Source organism: Lentibacillus kimchii, from assembly GCF_042666895.1.
GTDB lineage: Bacteria > Bacillota > Bacilli > Bacillales > Amphibacillaceae > Lentibacillus > Lentibacillus kimchii.
On the sequence record NZ_JBHTGR010000011.1, the window covers coordinates 1 to 15,455 of the forward strand.

The following is a 15,455-nucleotide window of genomic DNA, read 5'->3' on the forward strand; positions in this document are numbered from 1 at the left end:
CTGTGGGTGTGTTTTGGCTAACTCTATTCTACAGGAAAGGGTCTTCCTTTTTCTATGACCATTATTGAGTCATTGCGATTTACACAAACTATTTTACGCTCTCTGACCAAATTCGAGGAGGTTTTACAGGCATATTCACATTCTATGTATCCTTTTATGAACAGGTCACATAGAAAAGAATACTTTTCCACAAACGGAGCATTGACTCTGCCAAAGACTTTGAAGCTGATAATGCCGGGCTAATTTATAGTAGCTATGATGCTATAAGTGTCCAGGAGGAGTTGATTAAAATAATAAAATATCTGTTTCCTTTCTTGCTATTTATTTGTCTTATTTTAGCTTCCTGCAGTGTAACTTTAAACACTATTTTGCATTTTTTTAGGCGTAATTATGCACTGTAAATTGATATATAAAACCTAATCCCCCTTTAAACGAGAGAAATTAGGCTTATGATTTTCTATAATCGCGCCCGATCGTATAACGAAAGAGTCGTTTTAAGTTAATAGTTTCCGGTAGACAAAATTAATTCGGACACATTGATTATTCTCCTGTATCTGCAAAGCCTTTAATTCGTTCTCCTATTTCATCACGAACGCGCTGAAATACTTGCCATATTTCTTCTTCCGTACCTTCTGCTTTTGCCGGGTCATCAAAACCCCAATGTTCTCTTCTAACATGGGGTGGTGTCATTTGACATCTATCTTCCGCATCCGCGCATAAGGTTACTGCCATCGTTGTATTATTCAAAAACGCTGCATCAATTTTCTCTGATTTTTGTTCAGAAATATCGATTCCAACTTCATTCATGGCTTTTACTGCGTTTTCGTTTAAACCATGTGCTTCAATGCCAGCACTCCTAATTTCCCATTCGTCTCCAAGGTATTTTTTAGCCCAGCCTTCTGCCATTTGACTACGGCATGAGTTTCCTGTGCACAGAAAATAAATCTTTTTTTGAGACATCCTAATTCTCCTTTTACATTATATTCTTCTTTTTGATAAAGCTTTTGAAAGATAAACAATATAGGAACTGCGAAAGAACATCCCACCTTACGATATTCCTCCCCAGAAGCTACATAACCCTATAATCAGATTCTTATAAAAAGGACAACGTTAAGAAAAGTCCCAGTAACGTTATAAACAGGATCGGAATGGTTAAAATTATCCCTGTTTTAAAATAAGTACCCCATGAAATCTTGACGCCTTTTTGCGACAAAACATGAAGCCACACTAAGGTCGCAAGTGAACCGATTGGTGTAATCTTTGGTCCCAAATCAGATCCAACGACGTTTGCATAAATCAGCGCCTCTTTGATAGCGCCGGAAGAATCGGTTTCAGCAATCGCCAGCGCATCAATCATCACGGTTGGCATATTGTTCATGATGGAAGACAAAAAAGCCGCAATGAAACCCATTGATACAGTCGCCACGAATAATCCCTGTTCTGCGGCCGCCTCAATGACGCTGCCCAAAGCACTCGTCAGTCCGGCATTCCCTAATCCATAAACAACCACATACATACCCAGGGAGAAAAACACGATATCCCAGGGTGCACCTTTTACCACCGCTTTTGTATCCACCGCCTTGCTTTTTCTCGCCATAAGTATGAAGAATATCGCTATAACCCCTGCAACAATAGAAACAGGAAGCATAATGAACTCACTTAAAAAGTAACCGACCAATAATACGCCAAGAACATACCATGATAAGCGAAACATCTTATGATCTTTAATGGCATCTTTAGGTTCACTTAATTGAGAAACATCATATGATCTCGGTATACTTTTTCTGAAATAGATTAATAATACGGTTATTGTTGCGGCCAATGCAAAGAAGTTTGGAATAATCATTCGGGATGCATATTCCACAAACCCAATATCAAAGAAGTCAGCTGACACAATATTAACAAGGTTGCTGACAATAAAAGGCAGTGAAGTCGTATCCGCGATAAAACCGCTGGCCATGATAAACGGAAAAATCATTTTTTCTGTAAAGTTTAAATTCCGAACCATTGCAAGAACAATAGGTGTAAGTATTAATGCTGCACCATCATTGGCAAAAAGGGCAGCTACGACCGCTCCTAAAATACTAATATAGACGAACATCTTGATTCCATTACCTTTTGCAATCCGTGCCATATGCAGTGCTGCCCATTCAAACAGTCCAATTTCATCCAGTATCAAGGAAATAAGTATAATAGCAACAAAAGCCAGGGTAGCGTTCCACACAATTTCCGCTACTTCTATGACATCGCTAAAACCTACTACGCCTACTAATAAGGCAACGATAGCTCCACCAATGGCAGACCATCCAATATTTAACCCTCTGGGCTGCCAAATAACTAAAACAAGTGTTACTAAAAAGATTAAAACAGCTAGTATCAACATTGATGACAAAAATATTCCCCTCCACTTAACAACAAATAATTCGCGTACCTTTTTCGTCCAACTCTTTCAGTTTGTGATCCTGACTAGGTAATTGGTCAAGAATTGGCTGAACAAACGGATAATATTCATTGTTTTTATTTATGGAGTAAAAAATCCATTGTCTTTTTCGTTCTTCCTTAACCAATCCAACATCTCTTAATTTCCTAAGATGTTGACTAATGGATGGTTGGCTTGCTTTAAAAATCTCAACAAATTCACAAACACAACAAGCTTGATTATCAATTAATTTCATCATCGTCAACCTTGTTTTATCGCCCATTAATTTTAAAATAACCGCAGCCTCTTCCATTTCAATGGCTGTTTGCAGCATACAAATTCCTCCCTCCATTACAATATTATTATATAACTATTTGCTTATATAAACAATGAAAAAGTAGACGAATATGTGAATGTATTTAAAAATCGTTACTCGGAAAATATGTGCGTTAAAAGAATCCATTTCAACAGTTTATGAGGAGGCTGTAAACTGGTCAAACATTACTCGATTTCATTCTCTAATTTTTGATAAGCTAATAAAAAGTTCTTATAGGTTTCCTTCCCAAAACGGCTTTCATTTGTTCCAAATAACTGTTTAAAAGCAATGTTCTTTGTTTCTTCTAGCGGACATTCATTCACATTCATAATCAACTTTATATAAGACTTAAAATAATCTTGAGTTAGTGTTCCTGCATGATTAACAACCATTACCTGTCCCCCTTTCAGATCTGAAGGTTTATTTATGACTTTTTCAGCAAGAAAGATAAACTTAGTGGAAACAAACAAAGGACTTACTTAAAAGTCCTTTGTTTGGGTGCTAGAATAAGTGATGACTGTTTAATTCATTAAGCTTCTTTCTGGTGCTTTTCACTGTTCTTATCGGTCTCACCACAGCAACTGTCGTTTTCGGTTGATTTGACTTCTTCAATTTCAACACTGCAACAGTCCTGATTGGGCTTGGAGAACAGCTTTTTCAGTCCTGACTTTTTCTCTGCCATGCTTATCACCTCCTTCAAAGGATAATGTGAAGGATAAATCCTGTACTAATAGCTACAATCAAAATAGAAGCCACAAATGTAATCACTAATTTCTTTTTAAAAAGCTTACTCAACAGGAGAACCTCGGGAATACTTGCTCCGGCTCCCCCAATTAAAAGGGCGATTACAGGACCAATCCCCATCCCTTTGCTCACCAGCGCATCACCGATAGGTAAAATGGCTTCTGCCCGAATATACATCGGAATACCGACAACGGAGGCGATTGGAATCGTCCAGGGGTTATCGCCTCCTGCATATTTAACGATGAAATCTTGTGGAATAAAGTCATAAATAAACGCCCCAATAAAGACCCCAATCAATAGGTAAGGCAGCAATGGATAAAAGAATCCCCAAGCATCTTCGAGCGCTAATTTCCACTTGGATTTTTCGATATTATCGTCTTGACTGCTTCCTTTTCTGACGTTGACATTTTTAACGGAATGTTCAAGCCCCAGTGCTTTCCAAACAACACCAATCAGCACAGCAAATATCCCAACAATAATCACGTAATAAAGGGTCAATTGCCATCCCAGTAATGTCCAAAGTAAGATGACGATAACAGGGTTCAAAAGTGGAGAAGCAACTAAAAATGACATTGATGGACCAAACGGAGCCTTAGATGATAATAACCCTGCTAAAATAGGAATCGTTGAACAGGAACAAAACGGAGTCAATGCTCCCAGACCAGTTCCATACAGATAACCACTCCATTTATTTGGGCGATCCAGTACTCGTTTAATCCTATCCTCGGTCACCTTTTGTTGTAGCCAACTAACCAAAAAACTGATGAAAATAAATAAAACTGTTAATTCCAAGAGAAGCTTAAAAAATGTTTGTAAGAAACCCAAAAAACTATCCATCGTATTTCCTCCGTCTAATACATCAAATAAAATTGATATTTTAATCAAAAATATTTGATCTATTGGTTAAAAATTTATTTTTTTTCGGGATAAAAAACACAGCACAATTCTTCTGACAAGAGTGCTCGAACCTTGTCATCATTCAAACGGTAATAATTCCACGTACCGATTTTTTCACGTTGAATGAGATCAACATCAAGTAAGATTTTTAAATGATACGACAACTTTGATTGAGGCAGATTTACGATTTTAACTAAATCACAGACACAAACCTGACCTCGCTGGTTCAACTCATACATGATTTTCAGGCGAAGTTGGTCAGCTAAAGCCTTGAATTTTGCTTCATAGGTTTTAAGTAATTCTTCTTGATCAACGTTATCAATTCGATTTAAAACTGGCATATGTACACTCTCCTTAGATCAAATTTTTTTGATTTATTAATTATTGTATTAGTTATGATTTAAAGTTGCAACCATATTAATCAAATTTTTTTGATTAACCGATTAAAAATTTTCACCCTGTGACTCCTGCCCTTTTATATGACAGTACATGAAAGATTTCTTAAACAATATGGTACGATTGTTTAATTCTGTCTAATATATGTTGTATTAAAAATGAATGTTTTTGATACTGATGTGCTGACCTGTTTTTTCTTAATAAATTACAGGATTATTAGTTTCAAAAGTTTATTCAAAAACTATGTATTTAAAACCTCCCTTAATGATACAATTGATTAGAAAGGTGGTTTTTTTATTGCCTCAATATATTTATGGATATGCAAGAGTCAGTACCCAACAGCAAGATTTATCCCGACAGGTAGATTTATTGAAAAAGTATAATTGCAATGAGATATTGACGGAAAAAATGACAGGGACCAAAGCCGATCGTCCTGAGTTAACCCGTTTGAAAGATAAAGTAAGACCTGGAGACATGGTTATTGTTGAAAGTTTCTCGAGACTCGGGAGAAGTACGAAGGATTTAATCGATCTCGTTAACTATTTTGAAGAGCATGAGGTGAAATTGGTCAGCAATAAGGAAAACTTTGATACATCGACGCCTCAAGGCCGGTTAATGATGACCGTGTTTCAGGCGTTCAGCCAATTCGAAAGAGATCTGACCGTTGAACGAACGAAAGAAGGACTGCAGGCTGCAAGATCCCGGGGAAGAAAAGGTGGACGCCCCACCGTTAATCAAAAAGCCATATCAAAGGCCATTAAGCTATATCATACCGAGGAATACAGTGTTAACGAAATTGAGGATATGACTGAAATTAGCAAGGCTACGCTATATCGTTATTTAAATAAAAATAAGAACTCTTAATAAGGAAGAAAATGATCAAAGGTAGTGACCCCACAAAGTTAGAGTTTTTTATTAAGCAACTGTTTGGCTGGTTTGAGTTCGGTATTGTACTGGACTTAAGCCAGCCACCGATTGAGTGTTTCATGGGTTATGTCGGACAACCATTTGATGAAAGTATGTTGTCTCGATTAATTTGACAAATCAGATTATTTAAAATATCACAGAAGGGCTGTGTACTTTCATTTTAAAAAAGGGGCATAGTCCCAAAGTTATTTAAAATGTCATGATATGGATTTGTGTGCTTTCTGATTGGGTGTTTAATACAATTTTCGCTTGGACGGGACAGATGTTACAAACAAAAGTCACCCCTCCACGTTCCCTTTATCTTTCATTTTCAAAGCATAACCATTGTAAAACACTCTTATATTGTATACAATACACATAATAACATTATTTGAGGTGTCATAATGCCAGAGCCCACATTTAATCCAAAACCATTAAAAGCACAAGCCCAATCCATTTTGAAAGAAGCGATCATTAACGGAGAATTGACCGAAGACATGCCGATCACAGAAAGGCTTGTACTGGAAAATTATCATATTAGCAAAACGCCGTTTCGAGAAGCGATCCAGAGTCTCGAAGCCCAGGGTTGGGTCAAAAATGTCCCTTATAAAGGAACGTATGTCATACCGTTAAAGGAAAAAGATATCGAAGATATTTTCGAACTGCGCTTGTTGCTTGAGCCGTCATTGCTCACCAAAATGGACGAGACGCAAATCAAAGAGATGACAGAGATTGCCGAAGACATGAAAAACAGCCATGCAAATTTGTCTGATGAGGAACTGATGCTGCTGGACCAGCAATTTCACCAGGTTCTTTACAAGAGTTCAAACAACCATCGACTCATGCAAATTTTCGACGGAATTAACGAGGCTGTCCGCCGTATTGGTATGCAGGTGCTGAACTATCAAACGAGACGAGAAGAGCTTATCCGCGAACATGAACAAATTGTTGCGGATCTCAAAAATGATACCGAAGCAGAGGCGATGAAAACTCATCTACGTAACCAGAAGCAGGCATTTATAAGCATCATCGAACACTCACCATGAAAGGAGCACCTATGTTGAAAATCATTCGCATCATTGTCCAAATTGTCGGCCTGTATGTCATCTATCTCATCGGACAAGGGATCCAGCATGTGACAGGCCTACCAATTCCCGGCAGCATTATCGGCATGATCTTATTGTTTTTCCTGTTGTTGACCGGCATCATCCGTCAAAAGCGGCTCGCATACGGCTCGTCTTTTTTACTTGCCTGGCTTCCTTTATTGTTTTTACCATCGGCCATCGGTGTGATAAAATATGAGTCTTTTTTTGCCCATAAAGGATTGTGGCTTATCATGCTAGTCTTCGTCAACACCGTTTTCATCATGGCCATCTCTTCTTTAATCGGCCAACGACTCGCTACCCGCGACACCAAAAAAAGGAGCCTTGAGCAATGATCCTTGCGATTGTGATTATTCTTGCTACCGTCGGAATTTATATTTTAGCTGTGAAATTGTACAGCCGTTTTCCAATGCCGTTGCTGCTGCCGATCTTCACCTCTGCGATCGTCATTATTTTTATACTGGATGGATTTCAAATTCCATACCATGTCTATATGCAAGGCGGAACGTGGATCAACCATCTGCTCGGCCCAGCGGTCGTCGCCCTGGCCTTCCCGCTTTATCAAGAGTGGCATCTTGTCAAACGCCATTTCGTGCCGATTCTGGGTGGCGTCCTCACCGGATCGGCGCTTGCGATTGTCGGGATGTGGGCTGTCGCGTCCATCTTCGGGATCAAACGTCAAATGATACTTTCGTTATTGCCGAAGTCCGTCACCACTCCTGTCGCCATCGACGTAGCGAAACAAATCGGGGGATTGCCTTCGCTGACCGTAACGTTCGTCATGATTGCGGGGATCGGTGGCGCACTTATTGGCCCTTACTTGTTTTCGTGGCTGCACATTCGCCATGAACTGGGTAAAGGCATCGGGTACGGCAGTGCTTCCCATGCGATCGGCACATCCAAAGCACTTGAAGATAGCGGCACGACTGGTGCAGTTAGCTCTGTCGCGATGATTTTGTCCGCACTTGTCATATCGGTGGTCCTTCCCGTGTTGTTCACCTTCATAACATAAAGCTTCTTGATTTCACCTTTTCAGTCCTGATTTCCTGTCATCGTTCTATTTATTGCAATAGAGATGGGTCGAATTGGCTTGATAAAGGCAAAATGAAAATTAAGTTAGATCCGAAAAGGGAAAAACGAATTAACCGTCCCTTTTGTCCTGAAGATTTTACGTCTGTAAAATCTTTAAAAGAGGAGGTTTTGATGATGTGAAAATCGTAAACGGCTTATCCATGGTGGTCTTAGGATGATGAATGCAACTCCGGAAACACTATTGAATAAAGAGAGGAGTAAGAAGATGGCAAAAATCAAAGCGAATGATGCATTAGTCAAGGCGCTTAATCATTGGCAAATTGATCATGTTTATGGAATACCTGGTGATTCAATCGATTCCGTGGTAGATGCCCTTAAAAAAGTTGAAAATGAGATTAAGTTCTATCACGTTCGCCATGAAGAAGTGGCAACACTTGCCGCAAGCAGTTATGCAAAATTAACCGGGAAGATTGCCGTCGCATTAAGTATTGGCGGCCCCGGCGCGATTCATTTATTAAATGGGATGTATGACGCGAAAATGGACAACGTCCCGATGCTCGTCTTTGCCGGGCAGGTTGCAAGCAGCGTAATGGGAACAAAATTCTTCCAGGAGGTTGATTTGCCTTCTGTATTTGAAGATGTAGCTGTGTATAATAAACAACTTGATTCTCCGGATAACATCCACGAAGTTGTAAATGAAGCGATTCAAACGGCTTATCAAAGAAAAGGTGTTGCGGTACTGACAATTCCGAGTGACATTCTTGATACCAAAATTGAGGACCGGGTTCCCTATGAAACCTACACATTTGAAAATCCACAAAATGAATTCACGGATTCGGATATCAAAGAAGCAGCAGCCCACCTGGACAAGGCGAACAAACCCGTTGCTCTGGTTGGGGTTGGGGCAAAAAACGCAAAAGATTCGTTACTTCAGTTCATCGATCATGCAAAAATACCTTCAGTGATCACTTTGCCGGCAAAAGGGATTGTGCCTGACACACATTCGAACTATTTAGGGAATCTGGGCAAAATTGGTACGAAACCAGCGTTTGAAGCCGTACAAGATGCTGATTTACTGATCATGATTGGAACCAATTATCCCTATTCCAATTACTTACCCAAAAGCGACATTCCCAGTATCCAAATTGACAATGATGCCTCGAATATCGGCAAGCGTTTTCCTGCAACGGCGGGAATTGTCGCTGATGTGGAAGATGCTTTGCAAGCATTGATCAAGGAAACAAACCAGGTCATGAAACGATCATTCCTCGATGCTTGTATGGAAAATATGAGAACCTGGAATGAGTGGATGCAAGAAGATAAAGAAGATCATTCAAAACCCATTCGCCCGGAACGATTAATGGCTGAAATTGCGCATATATCGGATCCTGACGCGATATTTTCTATCGATGTTGGTACAGCAACAGTTTGGGCAACACGTTACTTGAAGCTAGACCATGGACAAGATTTTCTCATCTCAAGTTGGTTAGGTACGATGGGATGCGCCCTACCGGGGTCAATAGCTAGCAAAATTGCTGAACCCCAAAGACAAGCCATTTGTATTACAGGTGATGGTGGATTCTCCATGGTGATGCAGGATTTTGTCACAGCAGTCATTTATGATTTGCCCATAATCGTGATCGTACTGAATAACAGTGAATTATCCTTTATTAAATATGAACAACAATCGGCGGGTGAATTAGAATACGGCATCGAGCTTGGAGATATTGACTATGCCAAATTTGCTGAATCCTGCAATGGCATAGGTTATACCGTGACTGAACCTGAACAGATTGCCCCTACACTTGAAAAGGCGAAAAACGCCAATAAGCCGGTTGTTGTAAATGTTTGGGTTGACCCGGACGCCGCCCCTCTTCCAGGTAAAATCATCTGGGATGAGGCCGTGGGTTATGCCAAATTTGAACTGAGATCAGCATTAGAGGAAAATAAATTGAAAAAAATGCCACCCCTTAAAACAGTGATGCGAAGAATCTTTTAAAAACGATTCATGTGATTATATAATAAAGAGAGAAGGTGTGAGTGCGCCCGGGTTTGCAACGAATCAGCGCACTAATATTCTCCCTGCAGAAAAGAGGTACCAGGAAATGAACAACAGACAAAAAAAAACCGAAGTGATCCTCGTTGGTGCCGGAGTCATGAGTGCAACTGTGGGCACGCTTCTAAATAAATTAGAGCCGCACTGGCATATTACACTGTTTGAGAAGCTCGACAAGGCGGGAAATGAAAGTTCTAATGAATGGAATAATGCAGGGACAGGACACGCAGCCCTGTGTGAACTAAATTATACGACGGTAAAGCAGGATGGATCCATGAATATAAGCAAGGCGGTTGAAATTAATGAACAATTCCAGGTTTCAAGACAACTCTGGTCTTATCTGGTGGACGAGAATCAAATTCGTGACCCGCAGGCGTTTATTCGACCCTTGCCCCATATAAGTTTTGTGCATGGTGAAGATAATGTGAAATTCTTGAAGAAACGGTTTGAAGCACTGTCAAACCATCCACTGTTTGAGGGGATGGAATATTCCGAGGACCTAGAAACATTAAAGGAATGGATCCCTTTGATGATGGAGGGCCGTACATCAAAAGAACCGATAGCGGCTACAAAAGTTGCCTCTGGAACAGATGTTAACTTTGGAGAACTAACGCGTAAAATGCTTGCCAATCTAGAAAATCAAAATAATGTGGACATCTATTACAATCATAGGGTGGATGATATCAAACGTATAGCGGACAATTCATGGGAGGTCAAGGTGCGTAACTTTGAGGACGATATGCTTGAATACCATACGGCGAATTTCGTTTTTATCGGTGCCGGTGGAGGAGCCTTGCCTTTACTCCAAAGAACGGGGATTCCCGAAAGCAAGCATGTTGGTGGATTCCCGATAAGCGGTGAATTCTTGATTTGTGATAATCCGGAAATTGTCGATCAACATCATGCAAAGGTATATGGTAAAGAGCCCGAGGGCGCCCCACCCATGACAGTGCCACATCTTGATAGCCGCCATATCGCGGGTAAAAATATTTTGCTATATGGACCGTTCGCGGGTTTCACGCCTAAATTTCTGAAGGCTGGATCTTATATGGATTTATTGGGCTCTGTTGAACCAAATAATATCTTTACTATGCTGGCAGCAGGCGCAAAGAACATGTCATTAATCAAATATTTGGCCCAACAGCTGTTGATGTCAAAAGAACAACGTATGAAGGAGCTCAGGAATTTTGTGCCAAATGCCAAAAATAAGGACTGGGATACACTAGTAGCAGGACAACGCGTTCAGGTACTTGAAGATACTGAGACTGGTGGTAAAGGGACACTTCAATTTGGTACAGAATTAATTTCTTCCAAAGACAATACGATGGCCGCGTTGTTGGGAGAGTCACCAGGTGCTTCAACTTCTGTTTCGATTGCGTTGGATGTTATCAAAACATGCTTTCCAGAATATCTAGAAGAATGGGAGACGAAAATCAAGGAAATGATTCCATCTTATGGCGAGTCATTGGCGGAAAACCCAGAACTTTTTCATAAGGTTCACCATTCAAGTTCGTGTACACTCGGTTTAGTGGAGAAGAATAAAAAAATGACCCTTCACTAAATGATTGGATTTTTCTTAGAAGTACAGGTTTCACGTGTAGAAGACATTTTTCTGGTAAAAGGGTACGCAGATGGTGTCCTTTTTTTAGTGTCTCGCTTAATTTTACAATCTAGGACTTTAAAATAACTGATTATCGTAGGCCATAGAGTATTATTTTCCCTAGAGGTTTCCACCAAATTGAGGTTCAGTAATGATCACGACCAGATGGGAGTGGCCCATCTACACGCAGTGGTTTTTATTTGCTTACGCTGCATAAAACAACTGCGTGTTTACGATGGGAGTTCATGCAAAGATTATTGAATATATAAGAGTCGATGGAACGACTTTTATATTAATTTTCCTGCAGGGGCTTTTGTAAATAAATAATTGTGATAGCAGAGTAAGGCAAGCTACGGGTTTGTCATGACAAACCCCAAAAACGAAGTTTTTGGCTTGTTAGGATAAAATCCTAATACCTTTACTTGTTATGAGGTGTCGCTTCGCTCGAATTTCAAACATTCAAGGGACGCTTTAAGATTTGTAATTGATGACGAAAAAAAAGACAGAGATTGTTGCTCTGTCTTTTGTATTTACCGGCCAAAAACATATGTTGCATGAAAAGCAGGAGAGAATAAAGCTATTAGTTTTACATCATGCCTAAGGATTATTTAATGTTTGATCATGATGGCCGCAATTGCGAAGAATAATCGTATCAGGTTTTTCGATTTCAAACGTTATGCGTAAATCCATACTGGCACTGGCTTCCCATATGGCTGGCTGACGATAGCCTTTCATCTTTTTGACGCGAAGGGACGGGTAAGAGAGATCTTGTTCCAGCTGCTGTAGTGTGATCTTAATCTTTCCCTGATTTTGAGGATCCAGTTTTTTATAGCGTTTAACAAATGCTTTGGTAAAGGCTAATTTCATGTCTTAATCCTTATGGGACCATGACTCGGCGTCATCACTATCCAGCCATTTTAAAGCACTGTCACTGTCTTCAAATGATTGAACCCTGCCTGCTTGAATATCTTCGTCAGCTTCTTGTTCTCCTTGCTGCCATTCTTTTCTCCAAAACCATTGTTGATTGGCAGGTACTTGGACCATAGGGACAATAGCTACGTCACCGTCCTCCGTGACTTCTAATTCCAGTGAATCGCCTTCCTCCAGATGAAATTTCTCCATAAAATGCTTGGGTAAGGTGATTTGGCCTTTTTTCCGAATGGTAATCCGTTCTTTCATGTCCATCCCTCTTTCATGAGCTTTTAAAGACATGATATGCACTTCCTTTTTATTGTTTCCGATTTTCCGAATTTCATACTTTCATTATAGCATAATTGATCGAGAATACAATCTTACGGAAGGGACTCTTAATGATCTTATTAAATAGGTCTTAGCATTTGCTGTTGAACTTGAGAACGCATGAGAGGCAATTTGGTAGAAAGAGCATAAGGAGAAAATGATATCATTTATTTTTAAAATTATTCTTGTTTTACCCCATCAAAGGGTTTATGCCATCTATCAAAAAAGCTGTTATAGAAATGATCCTTATTTGGACCAAAAAGTATTGTCAAAATAGGATGTTGTTTTCGGTATAAAAATTTGCCCCCCAATGTTTCGGAAATAAGTTTGGATGTTGAATAATTTTTAAATAAGTAGTATTCTTTTTTACAGGAAATAAATCAAAGTTCTTCCATCAAACCTAATAAAATTATTAAGTTTGAATTCGGAACGTTCATTTATTTTTCATTTCTTAGTGTCCTCGTGTTTAGAAGCATTTAAAATTAAAGAAAAGGAGAGATACGTATGACAGTAAATATAACAAAAAAATTATCTTTTATTGTTATTGCTCTACTTATAGCAGTTGCCATGTCTGGAGCCGTAGGACTTCATTTTAACTTGGGCTCCCATCAGGTTCATGCCCAAGCGAACAGCTCAGTAGGGAAAAATGCAGCAAGCCAAACAGCTCAGAATCAGTATGGCGGCGAGATTGGTGACGTTGATGCTAAAGAAGATAAATCACTTTATATCGTTGAGCTGCACAACAGCGAGAAAGGACACATTAGTGTAGCCGTGGGCGAATCTTCCGGGGACATCGTGGATATGCAAAAAATAGACGAGGAAGAACATGAAGGCGCAGCGAGCAACCCAACAAAAGGAAAAATGGGAGAATCCGCAGACACTGCGAACAATGAAGGCGCAGCGAGCAACCCAACAAAAGGAAAAATGGGAGAATCTGCAGACACTGCGAACAATGAAGGCGCAGCGAGCAACCCAACAAAAGGAAAAATGGGAGAATCCGCAGATACTGCGAACAATGAAGGCGCGGCGAGCAACCCAACAAAAGGAAAAATGGGAGAATCTGCAGATACTGCGAACAATGATCAAGAAGGCGGGGCTCTTCCCGATACTAGCAGCAACGCCCCATTAGGCTTATTAATCGGCGGGATCGTTGCTATGTCTGGCGGTGCATTACTTGCCTTCCGTAGAAAGAAAAAAGTAACTGAATAAAGGGATTATCAGGGAAGCGGGGGACTCCGCTTCCTTTTGTTTAGACAACACATCATCCATTAGAGAAAAGTGTCATTGTTAATGATGATAGCTGATAGGTGTATATATTGTCAGAAAACCACTGTGTAAGGATGATTACTGATGAAAAAGTTTGGTATTACGCTAGTTATATTTGGTTTGGTGATTGTTTCCTGGTATGGGTACCAATGGTGGAACAGTCAACAATCGGTGACTGACCTTGATGAAAAAGAAGTAGCCGTAGCCGAGGATTCGGATCAGCAACAGACAGACCATGAATCTGATCCTACGCTGTCTGCCAGTAATAAACAAGATGACCACGTTAAAGAAGATCATCATAAGCCAGAAATACCGGATTATCAAGAAGGTGAAGAAGTAGCTAAGCTTACGATACCTAAACTGGAAAAGGCCTTTAGCGTATATTGGGGAACTAACAGAGATACCCTGAAGAAAGGGGTCGGCGAATACGTAAGTAAATGGACGGTTCCTCCGGATCAAGGTGGTCACACTGTCCTGTCTGGACATAACAACACTGTATTTGAGGAATTAGGCGATCTTGATGATGGCGATTTGCTTTATATGACCTATCAGGGGAAAGACTATCAATACAAAATCAATAAAACCTGGATTACGACAGAGGATGACCGTTCAGTGATTGTCCAAAAAGATGATCCAACGCTGACGCTTACGACTTGCTATCCATTTGGCTATATTCAATATACACCAAAACGCTACATTGTTCAGGCTAATCTTATTGATGAAGGGGATCTGCTTAGCGATTAATCAACTAAACTAACAGATACCTTGTTCATTAAGATGCCAAAGGGGTCATTGAATTGGATTTAGAGACCAAATTGAATGGTAAGTCAGTTATCATTTTAGTGTTAGGCATTCTCTCAGTTTTAATTGAAGAATGGCTTGGTTTAATCGTTGGTATTGCTGGCATTGTGTTATATATAGAAGCTAAAAACCATATGTTACAGCATCAGATGCCAAGTAGAGGAGTTGCCCTTGCAGGTGTCATACTAAGTGTTGTTGGAACATTAATACAGTTCCTTGATATTATTGATTAATTTGCCGAGGTTGTTTGTTCATTAAACGTTAATGCCTAAAAAGAGGCCAGAAATATTTTTAATAAACTTGAGAACGCATGAGAGGAATTTAGTAGAAAGAGCATAAGGGAGAATTGATATCACTTTCATGCTATGGCCGGCAGTTCCGGCCTTTTCAGTGATAGCAAAAAATCGTCAAATATGTCATCATTGTGCCTTATTCTAAACACGCAATTTAGAATGAAAGCCATTAATGAAACAAATGTTGTCTTAAGACAACGGACATGATAAGGACCTTGGCTGTCTTTGTTTGTTGCAACATGTGTTGTGTAGAAAGCAAGAACCTTTATTGACGTTTCGCCCTTATAATTGAAAGTCTTTCAAGCTGTTCTTAATATCGTCCTCACGTAACAAAAGAAGTACTTTTTGAATGCTTATGAGGAAGATAGTTTTTCAATTTAATGGGTT

At 39.8% G+C, this 15,455-nt stretch carries 17 protein-coding genes and 1 pseudogene; 9 read left to right on the plus strand and 9 right to left on the minus strand.

Translation table 11 applies throughout. The annotated features are described in order from the left end of the window. Nucleotides 1–540: 540 nt before the first annotated feature. The 7 genes from arsC to ACFQU8_RS06640 form a co-directional block, all read right to left on the minus strand. Complete coding sequence (gene arsC / locus ACFQU8_RS06610) at nucleotides 541–960, minus strand: arsenate reductase (thioredoxin) (RefSeq protein WP_382358412.1); 420 nt, start codon at nucleotides 958–960, stop codon at nucleotides 541–543. Between the two features lie 133 nt (nucleotides 961–1,093). Then, entirely contained in the window at nucleotides 1,094–2,383 is a 1,290-nt protein-coding gene (locus ACFQU8_RS06615; protein ID WP_382358471.1) for an arsenic transporter, read from the minus strand. 25 nt (nucleotides 2,384–2,408) lie between these two features. Then, nucleotides 2,409–2,753 (minus strand): ArsR/SmtB family transcription factor, encoded by a 345-nt coding sequence (locus ACFQU8_RS06620; protein ID WP_382358413.1) that lies wholly within the window; start codon nucleotides 2,751–2,753, stop codon nucleotides 2,409–2,411. A gap of 167 nt (nucleotides 2,754–2,920) precedes the next feature. After that, entirely contained in the window at nucleotides 2,921–3,127 is a 207-nt protein-coding gene (locus tag ACFQU8_RS06625; RefSeq protein ID WP_382358415.1) for a hypothetical protein, read from the minus strand. 137 nt (nucleotides 3,128–3,264) lie between these two features. Continuing rightward, the gene (locus tag ACFQU8_RS06630) at nucleotides 3,265–3,417 is read right to left on the minus strand and encodes a hypothetical protein (RefSeq protein ID WP_382358416.1); all 153 of its coding nucleotides are present in this window, start codon (nucleotides 3,415–3,417) and stop codon (nucleotides 3,265–3,267) included. A gap of 14 nt (nucleotides 3,418–3,431) precedes the next feature. Then, nucleotides 3,432–4,316: a permease gene (locus ACFQU8_RS06635; protein WP_382358417.1), complete on the minus strand. Its 885-nt coding sequence runs from the start codon at nucleotides 4,314–4,316 to the stop codon at nucleotides 3,432–3,434. A 74-nt stretch (nucleotides 4,317–4,390) separates the two neighbouring features. Next, nucleotides 4,391–4,717, minus strand: coding sequence for an ArsR/SmtB family transcription factor (locus ACFQU8_RS06640; RefSeq protein WP_382358418.1), 327 nt, complete (start codon nucleotides 4,715–4,717; stop codon nucleotides 4,391–4,393). A gap of 352 nt (nucleotides 4,718–5,069) precedes the next feature. On the opposite strand from ACFQU8_RS06640, the pseudogene ACFQU8_RS06645 reads away from it, so the two are divergent. From ACFQU8_RS06645 to mqo, 6 genes and pseudogenes are all read left to right on the plus strand, one after another. Beyond that, nucleotides 5,070–5,633: pseudogene (locus ACFQU8_RS06645) on the plus strand (recombinase family protein); the annotation flags it as partial. Between the two features lie 449 nt (nucleotides 5,634–6,082). Next, nucleotides 6,083–6,724, plus strand: coding sequence for a GntR family transcriptional regulator (locus tag ACFQU8_RS06650; RefSeq protein ID WP_382358419.1), 642 nt, complete (start codon nucleotides 6,083–6,085; stop codon nucleotides 6,722–6,724). Between the two features lie 14 nt (nucleotides 6,725–6,738). Next, a complete protein-coding gene (locus ACFQU8_RS06655; protein WP_382358420.1) occupies nucleotides 6,739–7,116 on the plus strand; it encodes a CidA/LrgA family protein in 378 nt (125 codons plus the stop codon). Further along, the gene (locus ACFQU8_RS06660) at nucleotides 7,113–7,793 is read left to right on the plus strand and encodes an LrgB family protein (RefSeq protein ID WP_382358421.1); all 681 of its coding nucleotides are present in this window, start codon (nucleotides 7,113–7,115) and stop codon (nucleotides 7,791–7,793) included. Before ACFQU8_RS06655 ends, ACFQU8_RS06660 begins: the two co-directional genes overlap by 4 nt. A 285-nt stretch (nucleotides 7,794–8,078) precedes the next feature. Next, nucleotides 8,079–9,812 carry a pyruvate oxidase gene (locus ACFQU8_RS06665; protein WP_382358422.1) on the plus strand — a complete coding sequence of 578 codons (1,734 nt, stop codon included), beginning with the start codon at nucleotides 8,079–8,081 and terminating at the stop codon, nucleotides 9,810–9,812. 76 nt (nucleotides 9,813–9,888) lie between these two features. After that, the gene (mqo, locus tag ACFQU8_RS06670) at nucleotides 9,889–11,430 is read left to right on the plus strand and encodes a malate dehydrogenase (quinone) (RefSeq protein WP_382358473.1); all 1,542 of its coding nucleotides are present in this window, start codon (nucleotides 9,889–9,891) and stop codon (nucleotides 11,428–11,430) included. A 636-nt stretch (nucleotides 11,431–12,066) separates the two neighbouring features. Here the strand turns inward: mqo and ACFQU8_RS06675 are convergent. Further along, on the minus strand, nucleotides 12,067–12,336 hold the full coding sequence (locus ACFQU8_RS06675) for a type II toxin-antitoxin system RelE/ParE family toxin (protein ID WP_382358423.1): 270 nt from the start codon (nucleotides 12,334–12,336) through the stop codon (nucleotides 12,067–12,069). 3 nt (nucleotides 12,337–12,339) lie between these two features. Further along, nucleotides 12,340–12,648, minus strand: a complete 309-nt coding sequence (locus tag ACFQU8_RS06680) for an AbrB/MazE/SpoVT family DNA-binding domain-containing protein (protein ID WP_382358424.1) — start codon at nucleotides 12,646–12,648, stop codon at nucleotides 12,340–12,342. 564 nt (nucleotides 12,649–13,212) lie between these two features. Between ACFQU8_RS06680 and ACFQU8_RS06685 the strand changes: the two genes are divergently transcribed. The 3 genes from ACFQU8_RS06685 to ACFQU8_RS06695 all read left to right on the plus strand — a co-directional run bounded on the left by ACFQU8_RS06685 (nucleotide 13,213) and on the right by ACFQU8_RS06695 (nucleotide 15,008). After that, nucleotides 13,213–13,917, plus strand: a complete 705-nt coding sequence (locus tag ACFQU8_RS06685) for an LPXTG cell wall anchor domain-containing protein (protein ID WP_382358425.1) — start codon at nucleotides 13,213–13,215, stop codon at nucleotides 13,915–13,917. A 141-nt stretch (nucleotides 13,918–14,058) separates the two neighbouring features. Continuing rightward, complete coding sequence (locus tag ACFQU8_RS06690) at nucleotides 14,059–14,718, plus strand: class D sortase (RefSeq protein ID WP_382358426.1); 660 nt, start codon at nucleotides 14,059–14,061, stop codon at nucleotides 14,716–14,718. A 53-nt stretch (nucleotides 14,719–14,771) separates the two neighbouring features. Beyond that, the gene (locus ACFQU8_RS06695; protein ID WP_382358427.1) at nucleotides 14,772–15,008 is read left to right on the plus strand and encodes a hypothetical protein; all 237 of its coding nucleotides are present in this window, start codon (nucleotides 14,772–14,774) and stop codon (nucleotides 15,006–15,008) included. The last annotated feature ends 447 nt before the right edge of the window (nucleotides 15,009–15,455 follow it).

Excerpts from the sequence above, each read along its gene's own strand:
- arsC (WP_382358412.1), bottom strand. The coding sequence starts at position 960 with ATGTCTCAAAAAAAGATTTATTTTCTGTGCACAGGAAACTCATGCCGT.
- ACFQU8_RS06615 (WP_382358471.1), bottom strand. The coding sequence starts at position 2,383 with ATGTTGATACTAGCTGTTTTAATCTTTTTAGTAACACTTGTTTTAGTT.
- ACFQU8_RS06620 (WP_382358413.1), bottom strand. The coding sequence starts at position 2,753 with ATGCTGCAAACAGCCATTGAAATGGAAGAGGCTGCGGTTATTTTAAAA.
- ACFQU8_RS06625 (WP_382358415.1), bottom strand. The coding sequence starts at position 3,127 with ATGGTTGTTAATCATGCAGGAACACTAACTCAAGATTATTTTAAGTCT.
- ACFQU8_RS06630 (WP_382358416.1), bottom strand. The coding sequence starts at position 3,417 with ATGGCAGAGAAAAAGTCAGGACTGAAAAAGCTGTTCTCCAAGCCCAAT.
- ACFQU8_RS06635 (WP_382358417.1), bottom strand. The coding sequence starts at position 4,316 with ATGGATAGTTTTTTGGGTTTCTTACAAACATTTTTTAAGCTTCTCTTG.
- ACFQU8_RS06640 (WP_382358418.1), bottom strand. The coding sequence starts at position 4,717 with ATGCCAGTTTTAAATCGAATTGATAACGTTGATCAAGAAGAATTACTT.
- ACFQU8_RS06650 (WP_382358419.1), top strand. The coding sequence starts at position 6,083 with ATGCCAGAGCCCACATTTAATCCAAAACCATTAAAAGCACAAGCCCAA.
- ACFQU8_RS06660 (WP_382358421.1), top strand. The coding sequence starts at position 7,113 with ATGATCCTTGCGATTGTGATTATTCTTGCTACCGTCGGAATTTATATT.
- ACFQU8_RS06665 (WP_382358422.1), top strand. The coding sequence starts at position 8,079 with ATGGCAAAAATCAAAGCGAATGATGCATTAGTCAAGGCGCTTAATCAT.
- ACFQU8_RS06675 (WP_382358423.1), bottom strand. The coding sequence starts at position 12,336 with ATGAAATTAGCCTTTACCAAAGCATTTGTTAAACGCTATAAAAAACTG.
- ACFQU8_RS06680 (WP_382358424.1), bottom strand. The coding sequence starts at position 12,648 with ATGAAAGAACGGATTACCATTCGGAAAAAAGGCCAAATCACCTTACCC.
- ACFQU8_RS06685 (WP_382358425.1), top strand. The coding sequence starts at position 13,213 with ATGACAGTAAATATAACAAAAAAATTATCTTTTATTGTTATTGCTCTA.
- ACFQU8_RS06690 (WP_382358426.1), top strand. The coding sequence starts at position 14,059 with ATGAAAAAGTTTGGTATTACGCTAGTTATATTTGGTTTGGTGATTGTT.